The organism is Paenibacillus harenae, from assembly GCF_030812415.1.
Lineage (GTDB): Bacteria > Bacillota > Bacilli > Paenibacillales > Paenibacillaceae > Pristimantibacillus > Pristimantibacillus harenae_A.
Genome location: NZ_JAUSST010000008.1, coordinates 23,874 through 41,512, shown reverse-complemented (window position 1 = coordinate 41,512; position 17,639 = coordinate 23,874). Strand labels below are relative to the sequence as shown.

Here is a 17,639-nt window from a genome sequence, read left to right as displayed (position 1 = left end):
CCGGGCGCAGCCTCCTTACGGAGCTGTACCCGGCTTCTTATTTTTCGCTTAAAGGACGATTAGCGCTTGCCGATCATATTCTCAGGACGAACATATTCGTCGAATTGCTCGGACGTTAGCAGGCCGCTCGCAATAGCGGACTCCTTAAGCGTAAGGCCTTTCTTATGCGCGTTCTTCGCAATAGCAGCCGCGTTCTCGTAGCCGATATGCGGATTGAGCGCCGTTACGAGCATAAGCGATTGATCTAGGTTGCGCTTGATTACCGCTTCGTTCGGCTCGATGCCTACCGCACAGTTGTCGTTGAACGATACCATAGCGTCAGCCATGAGCGCGACCGATTGCAGGAAGTTATAAATAATGACCGGCTTGAACACGTTCAGCTCGAAGTTGCCTTGGCTTGCCGCCATGCCAATCGCCGTATCGTTGCCGATGACTTGGCACACGGCCATCGTTATCGCTTCGCTTTGCGTAGGATTGACTTTGCCCGGCATGATGGAGCTGCCCGGCTCGTTCTCGGGAATAACGATCTCGCCGATGCCGCAGCGCGGGCCGCTTGCCAGCCAGCGAACATCATTCGCGATCTTCATGAGGTCGGCCGAAAGCGCCTTGATCGCGCCGTGCGTATACACGATTTGGTCATGGCTTGTGAGCGAGTGGAATTTGTTAGCCGCCGTAATGAAGGTTTTGCCAGTCAGCGCCGTTACTTCTTCCGCTACCGCTACCGCGTAGTCCGGATGTGCGTTGAGGCCTGTTCCTACCGCCGTGCCGCCAAGCGCCAAATCGCGCATCGTATCCACGCTTTGCACGAGCATCGCACGCGTACGGTCAAGCATCGAGTACCAGCCGCTGATTTCTTGGCCAAGCGTAATCGGCGTTGCGTCTTGCAGATGCGTACGGCCGATTTTCACAAGATCAGCGAACTTCTCCGACTTCGCGCGAAGCGTGCCGTTCAGCAAGTCAAGCGCGGGAAGAAGACGATCCTCAAGCGCGATAACGCCGGCAATATGCATCGCCGCAGGAAAGGTATCGTTCGAGCTTTGGGAACGGTTTACGTCGTCATTCGGGTGAATGCGGGCAGCGCTGCCTCTCTCCTGCAAGATTTGGTTGGCGCGGTTGGCCACAACCTCGTTCACGTTCATGTTCGTTTGCGTGCCGCTGCCTGTCTGCCATACGACTAGCGGGAAATGCTCATCCCATTTGCCGGCCAGCACTTCGTCAACCGCTTCGCCGATAACGGCCGCTTTCTCAGCATCCAGTACGCCTAGCTTGTTGTTGGCGAAAGCGGAAGCTTTCTTAATAATAGCCATCGCATAGACGACCTCGATCGGCATGCGCTCTCCGCTGATTTTGAAGTTTTGCAGGCTGCGTTGCGTTTGTGCGCCCCACAGCTTGTCCGCAGGAACTTGAATTTCACCCATTGTATCCTTCTCAGTCCGATAATCCATTCGCCTAACGACTCCTTTGATCTATGATTAGTCTCTTAAACAGTTCTGTTTCTGTTATAACGCTATTCGCCGCCAGAAGCAAGCTTAGCGGGGTTGCTTAGAGCCGCTGTGTCTTCCATCCTTCTCTATCATCGGGAGAAATACGGCCCTTTCCTCCGTCAGCTTGTTCGGAGCATGAATCGACAGCATCAGTTGCCCCCCCGAACGCACGGAACAACATGCCGCACTTGAAGCCATTCATGACAGAACGCCATCCACGGTTTGTTGTTAGGGACTACGTACAACGTTCCGTCACATGTAGGTATAGGTGTATGAATAGGCATAGGTATATAAAAGCGCCATTCGGAGCTTGTTCCCCCTATGGCGCTATACATGCTTATGATTGCTGGACTAGAGACCCTTCGCCTCGCGATAGGCTGCTATGTAAGCGGCCGCCTTCTTCTCGATCAGGGAGAAGTCCCCCGTCTTCACGGCATCCTTCGTCAAGTCGGAGCCAATGCCTACCGCCACGGCTCCAGCCTTGATCCAGTCCTTCAAATTATCGAGCGATACGCCGCCCGTTGGCATAATGTTCGCTTGCGGCAGCGGCCCTTTGATCGACGGGATGACGCTTGGGGAGTAGAGGTTCCCCGGGAACAGCTTCACCACGTCAACGCCCAGCTCAAGCGCGCTTTGAATTTCATGAATCGTCATCGTGCCCGGCATAACCGGGATCGCATAACGGTTGCAAAGCTTGATCGTATCCGGGTTGAGCGCCGGCGCAACCACGTATTCCGCTCCTGCCAATATCGCTGCGCGAGCCGTCTCCGGATCAAGCACCGTGCCAACGCCAATAATCGCGAAGTTATCGGCGTCCGGCGATACATCGCTCGAGTATTCCTTCGATAATTGTTCGATTGCGCGGAGCGCGAACGGTACGGTCATCGTAATCTCGATCGCCTTAATGCCGCCCTTGATCGCACGGCGCGCCATCTCTGCTACTTCCTCCGGAGAGTCTGCGCGCAATACGGCTACAACGCCCGCTTCCGTAAGCTGCTGCAGTACCTTTAGCTTCTTCATCCTGTTAGCCCCTCTTCCCTTTGTGTTCTTATTTGTTCGAAAATGTTCGATCTATCCATTGCCCATTATAGGTGTTTTCGAACAAATACTCAATCGTTGTTCGATTTCGTATAATCGATTTCCAGGAACTTCTCGACCTCGGATTCCCAGCGCTCCTGTACGAATTGCTCGTGAAGCGGATGCTCGTTGTATGCCTCATAATCGGCCCTGCTCGCGAACTCCATGGCGAAGCCGTAATCATAGTCGTTTTTCGCGCTAACCTGGTTATAGACGCGGAAGTTCGATACGACCGGAATCGAAGTCAGTATACGTTCCCCATCCGCCAAAAACTTGCGTTCCGCCTCCGAGCCCTTCTCATGCTTCAAGCTAAAAATAACCGAATGCAAAATCCACTGCTTCGCTGTTCCCGACATAAATATCTCTCCTCTGAACTAGTAGTTTAATAGTTTAAAAATACCATAAATAAGCTGGCGGAACGAGGCATTCATTCTAAAAGTTGCTGCTCTTCGGTTTGATTGCACTTTCTGCAACAGATTGGCGCTTTATCCCCCGTTTCATACCCTCTCGTTGCACTATCTGCAACAGATGCGCTCAAACAGACCTCCTACACCCAGTCATATCACTATTCTGTTGCAAAAAGCGCAACTGAAAGCCTACTAAATAGCTATTACAATCGATTCTGTTGCACTTTCTGCAACAAGATACCGACCTTTCCAAATTTGAATCGTAACCTTACCTTCTTCATTCTATCATGAGGGCAGACGAAGAACGTCCCGAAGCCATTACGGCCTTGGGACGTTCTTTTTTTACGACAAGGAGGTCGATCGCTATCGATTTTGATCGTGCATATGACGAATTTATTAAGGAACATACGGAGACCGGATGTTTGCCAGATGCTGCTTCAGCTTGCGCTTGCTCCTTACCTGATCCGAAGCCGCATCACCCTACTGCCGACATTGCCGGCCTCCGAGCGGGAAGTGCTTCGTCTTGCTTGGTCATTAGGTCGACCAATTCGTCCGTCTGACGTGAAGACTGCGTTGCAAATCAACTTCCGAACAGCGCGCAACCGGCTGCAAACCCTATCGACAAAGGGATTTATAGAGCCTCTCCCTACGGGAAACGGCGTTAGCCAGTACAAGCTCACCGATCAAGCTACCTTGCAACTTTTTCATATAGCCCCTTAAACGCTGACAGACAGCTGTCAAGGTTCGGCCGTTATAATCAAGTCTATACTAGTCATATCGAGTTCGAAGATAGAGGAGAAGGTTAGCGATGAGTATAAGGACACTCAGCAAGCGAGAGCTGAACCGAGCGCTTCTCGCGAGACAAATGCTGCTGCAGAGGGAGCGCATTTCCCCGCTCGAAGCCATCCGGCGACTGGTCGCCATTCAAGCGCAAGCGCAAGAGCCGCCGTATTATGCGCTCTGGACGCGGCTCGAGAACTTCAAGCAGGAGCAGCTGTCGCAATTGCTGCTTGATCGGGAAGTCGTACGCATCGTGCTGCACCGCTCCACGATCCATCTCGTCACTGCGCAGGATTGCCTCTCATTCCGCACCATTCTGAAGCCGATGCTGGAGAGCAGTCTTCACCGCGCGATTCGCAGCGGCCTCATCGACGCAGAGCGCCAAGAACTGCTCTCCCGCGCGCGGGCGCTCACGGAAGAGAAGCCGCGTACGCTCGACGAGCTCGGCAAGCTCCTCGCGGAGAAGCTGCCCGGCTACGATAAGGCGGACTTGGCAAACGCCGCCCGCAATCTGCTGCCGCTCGTGCAGGTGACGCCGCGCGGCGTCTGGGGCGCCGGCGGCCAAGCCTGCCACACGACTGCCGAAGCTTGGCTCGGCAAGCCGCTGGAAACGGATGCAGCGCCGGACGACATGCTCCGGCGCTACTTAGCTGCTTATGGTCCTGCCTCCATCAAGGATATGCAAGTATGGTCGGGCATGAGCAAACTTAAAGAAACGATCGAACGGCTGCGTCCCACCTTGCGAACTTTCCGCGACGAGCGAGGAGTGGAGCTGTTCGACGTGCCGGATGCGCCGCTGCCTGACGGGCATACGCCCGCTCCCCCGCGCTTCTTGTCCGAATTCGACAACATGCTGCTCTCCTATGCCGACCGCAGCCGCATTATGGATGAGAAGTACAAGCCGCTCGTCTTCACGGTCAACGGCATTATCCGATCGACCTTCCTCATCGACGGCTTTGTACGAGGACTATGGAAGCTGGAACAACGCAAAGGCGAAGCCACTCTCGGCATCCAGCCCTTCGAGCCGTTAGCAACGGAAGCGGAACGAGCCGCACTCATCCAGGAAGGCGAGAAACTGCTCGAGTTTGCGACCGGCGCGGATTGCCGGCACACCATTCTTTTCCTATAAATGAACGCTTTGCTCCTGCTCGCCTGCACCAGGTCCTCTAGCCGTCCGCGCCTTGCCGCTGAACGTCAGGTAGGTCCACATCCGCAGCAGCCGCTCCAATGGTCCGTTCTTAAACGAACGCAGCATGAAGCTGGTGACGACCGCCTGCACGCTATAAATCAGCAAGGCGAGCAACAAGCCGTTCAGCACGCCGATATCGCCGAACCATCCTAAACCGTAGCCATAAAAGACCGTCGTACAAATGACCGTCTGCATAATATAATTCGTCATCGACATTCGCCCTATAGCCTGGAAAGCCGACACGACAACATTACTCTTGGATATCGAACCAAGTACGGCGGCCATTGTGAAGATATAGCCGAGCGCAAGCACCAGCCCGCCTGTCGCAATGAAAGCAAAGCTCCATGAGGAAGATATTTGCCATACGGCGACCGCTTTCAGCGCTAATCCAATCGGCACGAACAACACCGCAAGACGTGCATTCGCGCGCCTTTCCCGAAGCGGATTGTGAAACCATTGCTTACGCGCCGCGACAATGCCGAACAAGAACATCGGCAGCAGCATCAGCGGCGCTAGCGCAACCGACGCCAGCATCACGCCAAGCGGCAGCCCCAGCGGATCCTCGTTAAGCCGAAAATCCATGACTTCCGTATAGCTGCCTTCGCCATACACCGCTATCGACTGTTCCACATACTCATTCATCCGTGAAGTAGCGCCCGTCGATTCTTCATCCGGCAGAAAACCAATTAGAAGCATGACCGTGCTTAACGCGATACCCCAGACGAGCAGCGTCTTCACCTTCCGATTGACGAATAAGAGCAATATGAACCCCGTTGCGCCATAGGCAAGCAAAATATCTCCTTCCCACAAAAGCACGCTATGCAGCATGCCGAAACCGATCAGCAGCAGAAAGCGCCTAACGAGCGCCGGCCCCTGCCTCAGTCCTTGCTGAACCAAGCTTTCTCTCAGCTTGAATAAGCTGTACCCGAACAGAAACATGAAGATCGGCATGAAACTTCCTTCCACGAAAACAGTAAGCAGCTTATGTGTCATCGCATCCAGCTTCGAAGGATCGAAGTGCTCCATCTCATCCTTGCCGTAAATCCCATACTGGAAAATAAGCATATTCGAAATTAAAATACCAAGCAGGCTAAATCCGCGGATCGTATCGATCATTCGCACGCGGCTTCCCGTTTCCAACCTATTATCCATTCTCTTATCACCTCGGACCAATTGTAATACGCTATTTTGAACATCCGGATAACAGCACTGTAACATCACCTTAATTTTTCCAAATTCGTTCAACTCCCGTTAAGGTTTATATGCTAGCATGAAGCCATATAGATTACTCAAAGGCGGGATTTCCATATGTACACGCATCGAATCGTTATCGTCGATGACGAGCCCTCCATTGTAAAAATGGTTCAGCTTGTGCTTCAAAAAGAGGGCTTCCAGCATATCCATGCGGCCGGCAGCTGCGCGGAGGCGCTGGATACGATCGCACGCCACGAAGCGGATATAGTGCTGCTCGATATTATGCTGCCGGACGGCAGCGGTCTTGAGCTGTGCCCGAAAATCAGAGCCCTCGGCAACCCTCATATTTTATTCATGACAGCCAAAGCTTCCGACTTAGATATATTAACAGGCTTCGCGATGGGTGGCGACGATTATATTACGAAGCCGTTCAATCCGCTCGAGATTGCGGCCCGCATCAAGGCGCGGCTGCGGCGGATCGAGGAGACGGGCACATCCTTTCCGAGAGAACTGCCGCCGAAAGCTCAAGCATCCGCTCCAACGATTTATCGTTTTGGACGCTTCCAACTAAGCGAAGCCGCAGGAGAGCTTCTGGTCGGCGGTGCCGCCGTCCCTTGTCCCGCGCAGGAATTCCAGCTGCTGCTCCACTTCTGCAGGCATCCGGGCATCGTTTTCTCAAAGGCGCAGCTCTATGAATCGGTCTGGGGAATGGACGGGCTCGGGGACGACAATACGGTCATGGTGCACATCCGCCGCCTTCGCGAGCGCATTGAGCTTGACCCGAGTGTGCCTAATCATCTAATAACCGTCCGCGGCCTCGGATACAAATTATCGAAGGAGCAGACAGGCGTATGAAGGTCAGGCGAAGGATGGCATTCCATTTTACGTATCAGCTCATTATTTATTCGGTCTTCCTGCTCGTAGCCGTGCTCGTCTTCTTCATGTTTCTGTACAATCACATGTCCAACAACGAGATTAAGCGTAACTTTCCCGCAGGCGCGCTGGATTCTATCATCTCCGAAACGTACTACCAAAACGGCGTCGTGACGCTTCCTACCCATTGGAAAAAGTTCATTGCCGAGCATCAAGTTTGGCTGCAGGTTGTCGACGAGAACGGGAAAGTCATCTTTGACATGAACACCAAGGCCATGCAGCCTCATGCCTATTCGGCGGCGGAACTGCTGACGATTTCGGACTCGGGCCAATATGGGCATTTTGCGATAGAGACCGCTTTCGATCTTACGTATTCGTCTCCTATTCTGTTCATGCTTGGTTACGAAACCGAACAGCTTGAGCTGCTGAAAGGCTGGTTCGACCGCTACCAGAAGAACGGGCTTGTCGCCGAAGAGCATCTGTCGGATTTGCATGCTCAGCTGCAGGAGGCCGGGAGCACCCTAACGATCATCGATCGCATGGGCAAAATCATACAAAGGGTCGGCGAAGCATCTACCGACCCGTCCGTACAAAGCTATGCGCCGCTCGAAGTGCTGGCTATGCGCCAAGCACCGGGCGAATTCGACGCTGCGATTACCGTCTATCAGCATGACGGCCGGTCGCCGACGTGGATCGTTCGCGCGCCGATGGATCCGGGAGCGCTCAAGCAGCAACCCGTCATCGTAGATATCATTCGTCTATTCGTTGCGATCGGCGCCGTCTTTTTACTTCTTTCCATTGGCATTACGATGTGGCACGGCTACCGTTACGGTCAACCGCTCATCATGTTCACAGGTTGGTTCGAGCGCATGGAGCAAGGGCAGTACGAGGAAGTATTGACAGCGCGCGACAGGCGGCGCGTATTCCGCAAGAACGGCAAACTGCGGCTGCATTACCGTCTGTATAGAGAGGTCATTCAGTCGTTCTATCGCATGGCCGAGAAGCTGGCTCAGACCGAGAAAGACCGCGCCGAGCTGGAGAAAACCCGCGAGGAATGGATGAGCGGCATCTCCCATGATTTGCGAACGCCGCTCTCTGCCATTCAAGGCTATGGCTATATATTGGAGAGTCCTTCCTCCGAGTGGAATCGGGAGGAGCTTCGCGAGATGGGACGAGTGATTCGCGAGAAAGGCGACTACATGCTGGAGCTTGTGACCGATTTCTCTCACGTGTACCAGTTGAAGCATCATTCGGAGGCCGTGGAGCGGCAGGAGCTGGAGCTAGGCGAGCTGATCCGCAGAGCCGTGCTCAAGTACGTGAACGATGCAACATTAATAGGATATGAGTTCGTGTACGAGGACGACAAGCTCCCCATTCCGATTGTCGGCCATGCAACTTGGCTTCATCGGCTCATGGATAACCTGCTGTCAAATGCGGTGAATCATAATCGACCGGGTATAACGATCACCGTCACAACGGGCATGCTGGGCGGCGAGCCGTATATTAGAGTAGCGGACAACGGACAAGGGATGGACGAGGAAACGAGCCGCAAGCTGTTCGATCGCTATTATCGCGGTACGAATACCGAACAATCGTCCGCCGGCTCCGGTCTCGGCATGAGCATCGCGAAGATGATCGTTGAAGCCCATCACGGGCGCATTGAAGTTCGATCAACGCTCGGAACGGGTACGGAGATCAGCATTTACTTTGCAACGACGTCGTCGTAACTTTGCCGAAAGTCTTGAAAAAACAGAGCATGGGAAGAGGGTCCGTACGGGCTCTCTTCCTCCCTTCAAGGGCTACTTATAGCTAAAACCTATAAATGATATAACTTTTATATATTTCCGAAGAGGCGGTTGACTGAGTAGTATGGGTTTAACAATAACAAGGGAGGCACATGAACATGAACCACATCGTCAAACAGCAATTCGATGCCGTCGCGCAACAATATGACCAGCAGAGACGCCAGCTTATCCCCCGTTTCGACGACTTCTACGGCACGGCGGTTCAATGGCTGGAGCTTGATACGCCTCGGCCTAGCATCATCGATCTTGGCGCAGGCACTGGCCTGTTATCCGCCTTCGTATTGGCGAAGTACCCGCAGGCCCATATCACCTTGATCGATTTCAGCGAGCACATGTTAAGCCAAGCCCACCGCAGACTTGCCTCTTATGAGAATGTGACCTATATAACGGCAGATTACTTGAACTACCCTTATGAGCAAGCGGAAAGCTACGATGCGGTCGTCTCGTCCTTGTCCATTCATCATTTGACCCATCCTGACAAAAAATCGCTGTTCCGAACGATTTTCCGCCTGTTGAAGGACGGAGGCCTCTTCATAAACGCCGATCAGGCCGAAAGCATGACGCCAGCCATCGATCGACGCTACATGGAGCTGTGGAAGCAAGCCGTCCACGCTACCGACCTCCCGATCGAAGCGATCGAAGCGTCGATCGAACGGCGGAAGCAGGACATAAACGCCAAAGCGTCCGACCAGATCGATTGGCTGTTGGAAGTCGGCTTTGCGAATGTCGATGCCGTCTACCGCCATCATGAGTTTAACGTGTTTTTCGCTCAGAAGATTTAACCCCCGGCACGGCTGCCAGGAAGCGGAAGCAACCAAACGCGGCAACCACAAGAATCGCGATTACGGCGACAAGCGGTATCGCCGTTTCATTCCCGCCAATGCCGACGAGCGGCGCAGCCAATCCGCCGATAATGAAGCTTAGCATGCCAAGCAGCGCCGAGGCGCTTCCCGCGGATTCCCCTTGGCTCTGCAAGGCCAGCGAGGTCGTTGTCGTCGAGACGAGCCCGACGCTCGATACGAGCAGGAAGAATCCCGGGACGATCAGCTTCAAGCCGGCTCCCGTCCATAAAGCCAGCAACAGCAGCACCGCGCCGAGTGCCGACAACGTCAGTCCGCTCGCGAGCAACCTGCGCGCGGCGATACGGCCAGCAAATCTTCCGGCCACTTGGCTGGCGATAATGATGCCAGCGCCGTTCATGCCGAAGATGAGGCTGTACGTACGCGGCGACACGCCGAACAACTCCTGCAGCACGAAAGGCGAGCCCGAGATATAAGCGAACATGGCCGCCATTACGAAACCTTGCGTCAGCGCATAACCCATGAACGACCGATCTCCGGCGAGACGGCGGAACGTCGATATCGTGTTGCGAATGCCTCCGCTTGATCGCCGATTCAGAGGCAGCGTTTCTTTGAGCCCGAACAGGATGGCCAATAGCATGAAAGTGCCAAGTACGCCCAATATTGCGAATACGCCGCGCCAAGACGTATAGACAAGCACCTCAGCCCCGACGATCGGCGCCAATATCGGAGCAGCCCCGTTAATAAGCATGAGCAAAGCAAAAAACTTCGTTAATTCCACGCCGGAATACAAATCGCGCGCGCTCGCCCTTGAGATAACGATGCCGGCAGCGCCCGCAAGTCCTTGAATGAATCGCAGACCGACGAACACCCATATGTTCGGTGCGAAGAAGCAGAGCGCCGATACAATCGCATATACAGCGATGCCTATAATTAGCGGAATGCGACGGCCGCGAACATCGCTGATCGGACCGGCGAATAGTTGCCCGAGCGCAAGTCCCAGCATACATGCGGTTAAGCTAAGCTGCGTCGCGGAAGTCGTCGAGCCGAGCTCCTCCGCAAGTGCCGGCAATGCGGGAAGATACATATCCAGCGATAGCGGCCCTATCGCCGCTAACGATCCAAGCACAACCGCGATCCATAATCGGCTTCCACGCTGCGTAGGCGCTGCCAAGGATTCCGTATGATTCATCTATTAATCCCCTCATTCCCTGCCATAAAACCTGCGTGCCGGGCAAATCTACTCTTTCCCGATGACATAACCGTTCATCTGAATATGAGCCTCGAACATCTCCTTTGCACTCGGCCTTTCTTCACGCGGCAACCACGTATCTTCATCCCATATCTTAGAAAATTTAAGCGCGCGCGGACAATGCACGAAACATTCCTCCACTTCCACCTTCACGACGAATATCGGCGGCCTGCCATTCAGATGCATGCTCTCCATGAGCGAGGGATTGCGAACGATTGATGCCTTCCCGTTAATCCGCAGCACCTCCTCCATCCCCGGCAGTATGCAAATCATGCCCAATCTCGGATTCGCGAACAAATTGTGCATCGAATCAATCCGTCTATTTCCAAGACGTTCCGGGAACGCAAGCGTCCTATCGTCCAATACTTTAATGAAGCCCGGTTCGTCCCCGCGCGGCGAAACGTCGCATAGACCTTCCCCGCTTGCCGTCGCCAGGAAAAACAATGGGCACTTCGCCAAGTATGCTCGGATATGGTCATCGATTACCGATATCGTTTTCTTCACGACTGCCTCGTGCGGCATGCCGACAATCTCTTGCAACTGCTGGATGGAATGGATAGCTTCGTCCTCGGAAGGATTGTAGTTCATGCCGTTTTCTTCCTCTCATCTACTATGTAGGTAAGCACATTGTATCAAATCTATTTCAAGGGTAAAAGCGCATGCTCGGAGGGTACTCTTTTACAATATCATCATGATTTCAAAATAATGGGAAAATAAATGATTGCTATGATCGATATGAAATTTACGTAGTAGTAGATTTGACCTATACCATTTCACTATGAGAAAGGTGACCGATTCCATGCAAATGAAAAAAATGCTGGCTGTTTCCATGCTGGCGGCAACTCTCGGCGTTACAGCCGTCAATCCTGTTTTTGCCCAAACCCCGGTCAAGCAGGAGGCTGTCCAATTCAGCCAAACGACATTCCTCGTGAATGCCAATCCAGCCGTTCTCCGTTCGATTCAAGCTTCCGGCACGACGCTCGTCTCCGTACGCGATTTCGCAAAGGCCATTGGCGCAGACCTGCAACTGGCTGACGGTTCTGTGACACTCACACTGGACGGCAAATCGGTGTACGTTAACCCGGGTGCAGGAATGATTGCCGCTAGCAGCACGACACCCGCGCTTTCTTCAGCCGCGAAGATGGTTAACTACACGATATTCGCAGATCCATCCGCACTGGTTGAAGCGCTTGGCGGTACATATGAAGCAGATGCCGATGCCCCTGCCATCGCAACGGTCGAGCAATTGACATTCGCCGAGCACGCAGTCTGGGCTGGCGGTGCCCGTCTTATCGTATCGAACAGCTCCGAGAACGGCCGCGAGGATTACCTAGTGAACGCCGCTAACGGCAAGTATGAGCTGCTGCTCTCCTCCGCCAACACATCGGATTTGGTTGTTTCGCCGAACGGACAAAGCGCAGCTTACACAGATGCTAATGGCGCTGTGTATGTGATCGACCTGAACAGCAAGGAATCCAAGCAAGTAAGCACGGACAGCTCGATCAAGAACGAGCTGCAGTGGTCGCAAGACGGAACAGCCCTCTTCTACCTGCAAGGCGACAAAAGCTCGGTTATCGCGAAAGTGAACCTGGCCGATGGCACCGTAACCAAGGTGCTTGAAGACAAAGTCGATTATAAAGCGAACCTCGACGTGTCCGCAGATGGCATGAAATTCGCTTACACGGTCAACAAGCAACCGAAAGTAACGGCAGACAGCAGCGTCGACGTTGCACTGGACGATGTCGCTATCGATGCAGCCGGAACGGAAGCGCAAGTCTACTTCTACAATTCCGCTGCGGCAGACAACAAGCCGGTTCAACTGACGAAGGACACGGACGATAAAGTGTTCATCGAGCTGGCGGCTGACGGCTCCAAAGTATACTACGTAAGCGTAACGGCAGACGATGCCAGCCTTGGCAAAGCCGCGTCCGTCTCTACATCGGGTACAGAGGCTGCTCCGGCTAGCGTATTCGCACAGAAGGATGTATACCAGCTCGCGCAAGGCGCCGAAAGACTATACCTGCTGACAGCAAACGATGATTCAACGAATGCCGTTTACGAGTTCGATACAGTAATCGGCGAAAGCAAGCTTATCGGAGCGGTATCCGATAGCGTATCCGAAATTATCGTATCGCGCCACGGACACCTCGCCGCGCTGATCGACGGTCAGCTAGCCGTATCGGTTAACGGCCAATGGAAAAACGTTACTCACTAATTTAATGGAGGGAAATTTCAATGAAATGGTTTAAACAACTTACAATCGCCATGCTCGTAGCCGTGATCGGCTTCAGCTCGGTAACGGCCGTACAAGCGGCAAGCAAGCTCAGCGGCAAGATTGTCATTAACGGCTCTTCCGCCCTGCTGCCTCTCACGCTGCAAGCAGCAAACGAATTCAAGAAGCTTCACCCGAAAGTAAAGATCTCCGCATCGGCAGCCGGTTCGATTACCGGACCTCAGGCGGTTCGCAAAGGGATCGCGCAGATCGGCGCCGTAGACTGGGACGCTTCCAAGGACGTTCCGGGCTTCAAAAAGTTCGAAGGCCAAGTCGCACATAAAGTAGCCGTCATTCCTTTCGCGGCCGTCGTGAACAAAAACGTAACGGCAACGAACTTGACGACGAAGCAGCTGCAAGGCATTTTCTCCGGCAAAATCAAGAACTGGAAAGAGGTTGGCGGCAAGGATGCCGATATTATCGTCGTCAACCGTACGTTCGGCTCCGGTACGCGCGTTAACTTCCAAGACAAAGCTTTGCAAGGCACCGATTTCATGACCAAAGGCGACAACTACAAAGAAGTGAAAACAAGCGGCGATATGAAGTCGGCCATCGAAACGACGCCTAACGCCATCGGTTACATGGACCTTGCTTACGTAACGGACAAAATGGTTGCCGTGAAAATCAATGATATTGCGCCTACGGAAGCTAACGTCATTAACGGCAAGTACAAAGTGTGGGGCTACGGCTACTACATGACAAAGGGCGAGCCTACCGGCGCTACGAAAGAATTCATTAAATACGTGCAAAGCACGAAGTTCCAGAACGGATCGCTCAAGAAGCTGAAATTCATCCCGATCTCGGCTATGAAATAAACGACGCAAATTTCTTTTGAATGAATCGCACATGAAAAGAGCGGCTGGCACGCGCATGGATGCGCATTGCCCGCCGCTCTTTCGAGAGAGGAGCCCCTGATTATGCTGGATTCAAACCCTGCCGCCGGCAAAGCGCCGCTTCGCGCCGAGCTAGGCCGTACGCTGCTGGCAGGCAGCGGCAAAAAGTTCGACCGCCGTTCGCGCTTATTCGCAATGAATCGCATGTTCCGCTACCTCTGTATCGCGGCCGCGGCCTTCGTATGTCTTATCCTGGTTCTCATCCTGTTTCTTATGCTGCGGACCGGCGTGCTTACGTTCAACCATATCTCGTTCGCCGACTTCTTCTTCTCTTCCGATTGGACGCCGGAGAACGAGCAATACGGGGGGCTTGTTTTCATCTTCGGCACCTTCGCCTTGACGGCGCTTACGCTGCTCATTGCCGTTCCGCTCTCGCTTATGATCGCGATCTTTCTGTCGGTGTTCGTCCCTACTTGGCTGAAAAACGCGCTTCGCCCGATTCTCGACCTGCTCGTCGGCATTCCGTCGGTCGTATACGGCTATCTCGGTTTGACCGTACTTATCCCGCTCATCCGCGACGTTACGGGCACAGGCATGGGCGACGGGCTGCTCGCTGCGGCACTCGTGTTAACGATCATGGTACTCCCTACCGTTAGCCGTATTAGCGACGATGCCATTAGCGCCGTGCCTGCCAAGTTTAGCGACGCCTCCTATGCGCTAGGCGCAACAAGATTCCAGACTGTTTGGAAGGTGCTTCTTCCGTCGGCTAAGAGCGGCATCATGTATGCCGTCATACTCGGCATGGCGCGCGCCGTCGGCGAGACGATGGCCGTCGTCATGGTCATCGGCAATACGCCGCAGATTGCCGACAGCCTGTTGAAGCCTACCTCCGTCTTGACGAGCAATATCGTCATGCAAATCTCGAACGTTCCTTTCGACTCGACATGGAACTATGCGTTGTACTTAATGGGCTTCCTGCTGCTGCTCATTTCCCTTCTGATGATCGTAGCCGTTCGCTGGCTGCAACGGAGAGGAGAGCGCGTATCATGAAGAACCCTATTAGCGCGAGTGCAACCGCCGCAACTGCCTCGAATCCGTTTCGGCGCGACAACAAGGGCTTTAATCGCATCAACGACCGCCTCTTCTCCGGTGTGATCTGGACCGCGGGGGTCCTTATTATCGCGTTTATTTTCGGATTGCTTTACTTGATCCTGCAGGACGGCCTTCCTAAGCTAACGTGGGACTTCTTGTTCGGTCTGCCTAGCGAAATCGATGAAGGCGGCGGTATTGGACCTACGCTTCTGAATTCCTTTTATATTTTGTTTCTGTCGCTTCTCATCTCGATCCCGCTCGGCATGGCGGCAGGCATCTATCTGGCCGAATTCGCGCCGGACAATAAGCTGATCGGCTTCGTGCGCGTATGCGTGGAAGGGCTGGCATCGGTGCCTTCGATTATTTTCGGCTTGTTCGGCATCGCCTTGTTCGTCGAGCTGTTCCAGATCGGACTCACGATACTCGGCGGCGCAATCAGTCTCGCCTTCCTCAACCTGCCCGTACTGACACGTGTTACGGAGGAATCGATCCGCGCCGTCCCCGCCGAACAGAAGAGCGCCTCCTTCGCGCTTGGCGCAACGCATCTGCAGACGATCATGCGCGCTCTTATTCCGGCGGCGCTGAACGGCATCATCACCGGCATCTGCCTCGTCGCCGGCCGCGCCTTCGGCGAAAGCGCGGTCATCATCCTCACCGCTGGCGTCACGACCTCCGGCGAGATGTGGGACTTCAGCCTGTTCTCCCCCGGCGAGACGCTGGCCGTCCACCTGTGGTACGTCCAATCCGAAGCGATCGTATCCGACGCGCAGGAGATTGCCCAGAAGGCCGCCGCCGTGCTCGTCTTCGTCGTACTGCTTATCAATCTGCTGTTCCGCATCCCGCTATGGCTGAACAGCCGCAAGACGCGGCGGTAATTGCTCCACCTCGCTCGAACGCCTATGTTGGATTTTCGCACTACCTTTTACCGGTTAGCGGGCATTTCCAAGGCTATGTTGGATTCTCGCACTAACTTTGGCTGAAAAGCCTCGTATACGGCACTTCAGTTCGAAGATGATGCAGAAATCCAACATAGCTCTTAATGCTGCTTTATAGCGGTATACTATAATGCCAAAATCCAATATAACCGTGGGGGTTAAAATAGCCCTTCTTGTACAGCCCCGTTCCGTTTCCTACCAACCAACTCTGCATTATACTGAGACAATAACCCTGTAGAACCGGAGGAAAACATGGAACGGAGGCCTATTCTAGCGATTCCGAAAATGAATCGAACACTGTTTGCCCTTAACCACGGTTTCATCTAAATTCTGTTTCAAGCTGCCTTGCTTGCCGGGTCTGCGGACGTACTGATCTCCAACAAATGCCGGTCAGAGCGGATATTATTTGTAGCGTGCCGGACTCCCGTTCCATCTGCCCCTTGTTTTTTTCCATCGCCTTGAGCTGCTCGAAGTTGACACTGATCTTGATCACGACGTCCATATCGCACTTTGCGTTAGAAGAATATTGCTTCGAGGTTTCCTCTTCATCCTTCTTCTCTGCTGTTTGCTTAGCTCTTCCATCCGTATTTGGCTGATTTGAGCCTCAATTTGTTGGATTTGCTCCTTCAACGCATTGACTCGCTCCATACGTATTTTGTCATCCAAGTTTTTGTTTTGATTAACCGACCCTATTTGCTCGCTTAGTTGCTTGGATTGCTTCATCAACTCTGAAATTCGTTTATCGGCAACGTTTTTACATTATGGATTAATCTAGGAGAAGAACAAAAATCCCGCTCCTCCTGCAGCTATGCTGCCAAAAGAGTCGGGATGATTTAAGTTGTCCTATGCTGCTTGCTATTGATCCAATTGCTCCGGTTGTTCCGGCTGCTGCTCCTGCGCCTGATGCGCTTCTATAAACTGAAGCGTCCGGTGCAGAATCGCTGCGCCCTCCGCGCGTGTCAGCACATGCTGCGGGTTGAAGTTTTGCTCCTCGTCAAGCGAGACGATTTGGTATAGTAAAGCTCGGTTAATCGTGCCTTGGTAAGTCGCTGTAATATCCTCCTCGTCCTGGGTGACGATCAGCATCTTAACCATCGGATACTCGCCCGTCTTCTCGACGGCCTGGACGAGATAGTGAACGAACTGCTCCTTCGTAATCGGAGCTCGCGGATCGAAATCCGCAGGTATATCAAGGCCGTTATAATGCGCGATAATAAAATCTTCGGCATACCACGCCTCATTTCTAACCTTCGTATAGTAGCCGTCCGCTGTCGGTGCTTTTTTGAAATCAATAGCTGCTAAGCTGATTTGCGTCGTGCGAACGATTAGCGATATCGCTTGGGCATTGGTCATGCTTAGCTCGGGCCCGAACTCGGCTTCGGTGATCCCCTTCACAATGCCTCTCTCCTGCAGCGACTCAATCTGTGCCTTGCTCGAGCTTGCTGCAATATCTCCGAATGCGGCAGCTGCTCCCTCTTCCGCAGCGAATGCCGACGCCGAGAAGGATACCGCAAGCAGCAGCGCCGCCCCGGCAATTCCGCTTTTCCAACGTTTCTTCATGATGTACCGCCTCTTTCGTGGTCGTTATGGCGTAAGCAAGCTTACAACTTCCTAACGATAAAAGCGAACCGAAGGTTGCATGGGCT

At 53.5% G+C, this 17,639-nt stretch carries 16 protein-coding genes and 1 pseudogene; 9 read left to right on the top strand and 8 right to left on the bottom strand.

Going from position 1 to position 17,639, the window contains the following annotated elements; all coding sequences use genetic code 11:
* Positions 1–59 precede the first annotated feature (59 nt).
* From fumC to J2T14_RS25935, 3 genes are all read right to left on the bottom strand, one after another.
* The gene (fumC, locus tag J2T14_RS25945) at positions 60–1,445 is read right to left on the bottom strand and encodes a class II fumarate hydratase (RefSeq protein ID WP_307475584.1); all 1,386 of its coding nucleotides are present in this window, start codon (positions 1,443–1,445) and stop codon (positions 60–62) included.
* 390 nt (positions 1,446–1,835) lie between these two features.
* Positions 1,836–2,504, bottom strand: a complete 669-nt coding sequence (locus tag J2T14_RS25940; protein WP_307475582.1) for a bifunctional 2-keto-4-hydroxyglutarate aldolase/2-keto-3-deoxy-6-phosphogluconate aldolase — start codon at positions 2,502–2,504, stop codon at positions 1,836–1,838.
* A gap of 89 nt (positions 2,505–2,593) precedes the next feature.
* Positions 2,594–2,917: a Dabb family protein gene (locus J2T14_RS25935; RefSeq protein WP_307475580.1), complete on the bottom strand. Its 324-nt coding sequence runs from the start codon at positions 2,915–2,917 to the stop codon at positions 2,594–2,596.
* Positions 2,918–3,397: 480 nt separating this feature from the next.
* On the opposite strand from J2T14_RS25935, the gene J2T14_RS25930 reads away from it, so the two are divergent.
* Positions 3,398–3,688: a hypothetical protein gene (locus J2T14_RS25930; protein WP_307475578.1), complete on the top strand. Its 291-nt coding sequence runs from the start codon at positions 3,398–3,400 to the stop codon at positions 3,686–3,688.
* Between the two features lie 88 nt (positions 3,689–3,776).
* Complete coding sequence (locus J2T14_RS25925; protein ID WP_307475576.1) at positions 3,777–4,877, top strand: winged helix DNA-binding domain-containing protein; 1,101 nt, start codon at positions 3,777–3,779, stop codon at positions 4,875–4,877.
* Here J2T14_RS25925 and J2T14_RS25920 read toward each other — a convergent pair.
* Positions 4,872–6,089: a DUF418 domain-containing protein gene (locus J2T14_RS25920; protein ID WP_307475574.1), complete on the bottom strand. Its 1,218-nt coding sequence runs from the start codon at positions 6,087–6,089 to the stop codon at positions 4,872–4,874. The two genes, J2T14_RS25925 and J2T14_RS25920, sit on opposite strands and share 6 nt — an antisense overlap.
* 156 nt (positions 6,090–6,245) lie before the next feature.
* On the opposite strand from J2T14_RS25920, the gene J2T14_RS25915 reads away from it, so the two are divergent.
* The 3 genes from J2T14_RS25915 to J2T14_RS25905 all read left to right on the top strand — a co-directional run bounded on the left by J2T14_RS25915 (position 6,246) and on the right by J2T14_RS25905 (position 9,591).
* Positions 6,246–6,986 carry a response regulator transcription factor gene (locus J2T14_RS25915; protein ID WP_307475572.1) on the top strand — a complete coding sequence of 247 codons (741 nt, stop codon included), beginning with the start codon at positions 6,246–6,248 and terminating at the stop codon, positions 6,984–6,986.
* Positions 6,983–8,731, top strand: coding sequence for a sensor histidine kinase (locus tag J2T14_RS25910; RefSeq protein ID WP_307475571.1), 1,749 nt, complete (start codon positions 6,983–6,985; stop codon positions 8,729–8,731). The genes J2T14_RS25915 and J2T14_RS25910 overlap by 4 nt, the downstream gene beginning before the upstream one ends.
* 176 nt (positions 8,732–8,907) lie before the next feature.
* A complete protein-coding gene (locus tag J2T14_RS25905) occupies positions 8,908–9,591 on the top strand; it encodes a class I SAM-dependent methyltransferase (protein WP_307475568.1) in 684 nt (227 codons plus the stop codon).
* Here J2T14_RS25905 and J2T14_RS25900 read toward each other — a convergent pair.
* Both J2T14_RS25900 and J2T14_RS25895 read right to left on the bottom strand, forming a co-directional pair.
* Positions 9,563–10,801, bottom strand: coding sequence for a multidrug effflux MFS transporter (locus J2T14_RS25900; protein WP_307475566.1), 1,239 nt, complete (start codon positions 10,799–10,801; stop codon positions 9,563–9,565). The genes J2T14_RS25905 and J2T14_RS25900 overlap by 29 nt on opposite strands.
* Positions 10,802–10,849: 48 nt before the next feature.
* On the bottom strand, positions 10,850–11,449 hold the full coding sequence (locus J2T14_RS25895; RefSeq protein WP_307475563.1) for an MSMEG_1061 family FMN-dependent PPOX-type flavoprotein: 600 nt from the start codon (positions 11,447–11,449) through the stop codon (positions 10,850–10,852).
* Between the two features lie 211 nt (positions 11,450–11,660).
* Here J2T14_RS25895 and J2T14_RS25890 point away from each other — a divergent pair, with 211 nt between their 5' ends.
* From J2T14_RS25890 to pstA, 4 genes are all read left to right on the top strand, one after another.
* The gene (locus J2T14_RS25890; RefSeq protein WP_307475561.1) at positions 11,661–13,076 is read left to right on the top strand and encodes a stalk domain-containing protein; all 1,416 of its coding nucleotides are present in this window, start codon (positions 11,661–11,663) and stop codon (positions 13,074–13,076) included.
* A 20-nt stretch (positions 13,077–13,096) separates the two neighbouring features.
* Entirely contained in the window at positions 13,097–13,948 is an 852-nt protein-coding gene (locus J2T14_RS25885) for a phosphate ABC transporter substrate-binding protein (protein ID WP_307206467.1), read from the top strand.
* 102 nt (positions 13,949–14,050) lie between these two features.
* Positions 14,051–15,016 carry a phosphate ABC transporter permease subunit PstC gene (gene pstC, locus J2T14_RS25880; protein WP_307475559.1) on the top strand — a complete coding sequence of 322 codons (966 nt, stop codon included), beginning with the start codon at positions 14,051–14,053 and terminating at the stop codon, positions 15,014–15,016.
* Positions 15,013–15,933: a phosphate ABC transporter permease PstA gene (gene pstA, locus J2T14_RS25875; RefSeq protein WP_307475557.1), complete on the top strand. Its 921-nt coding sequence runs from the start codon at positions 15,013–15,015 to the stop codon at positions 15,931–15,933. Before pstC ends, pstA begins: the two co-directional genes overlap by 4 nt.
* Positions 15,934–16,482: 549 nt before the next feature.
* Here the strand turns inward: pstA and J2T14_RS31015 are convergent.
* Positions 16,483–16,731: pseudogene (locus J2T14_RS31015) on the bottom strand (FlxA-like family protein); the annotation flags it as partial.
* Between the two features lie 117 nt (positions 16,732–16,848).
* Entirely contained in the window at positions 16,849–17,553 is a 705-nt protein-coding gene (locus J2T14_RS25870; protein ID WP_307475555.1) for an S-layer homology domain-containing protein, read from the bottom strand.
* Positions 17,554–17,639 lie beyond the last annotated feature (86 nt).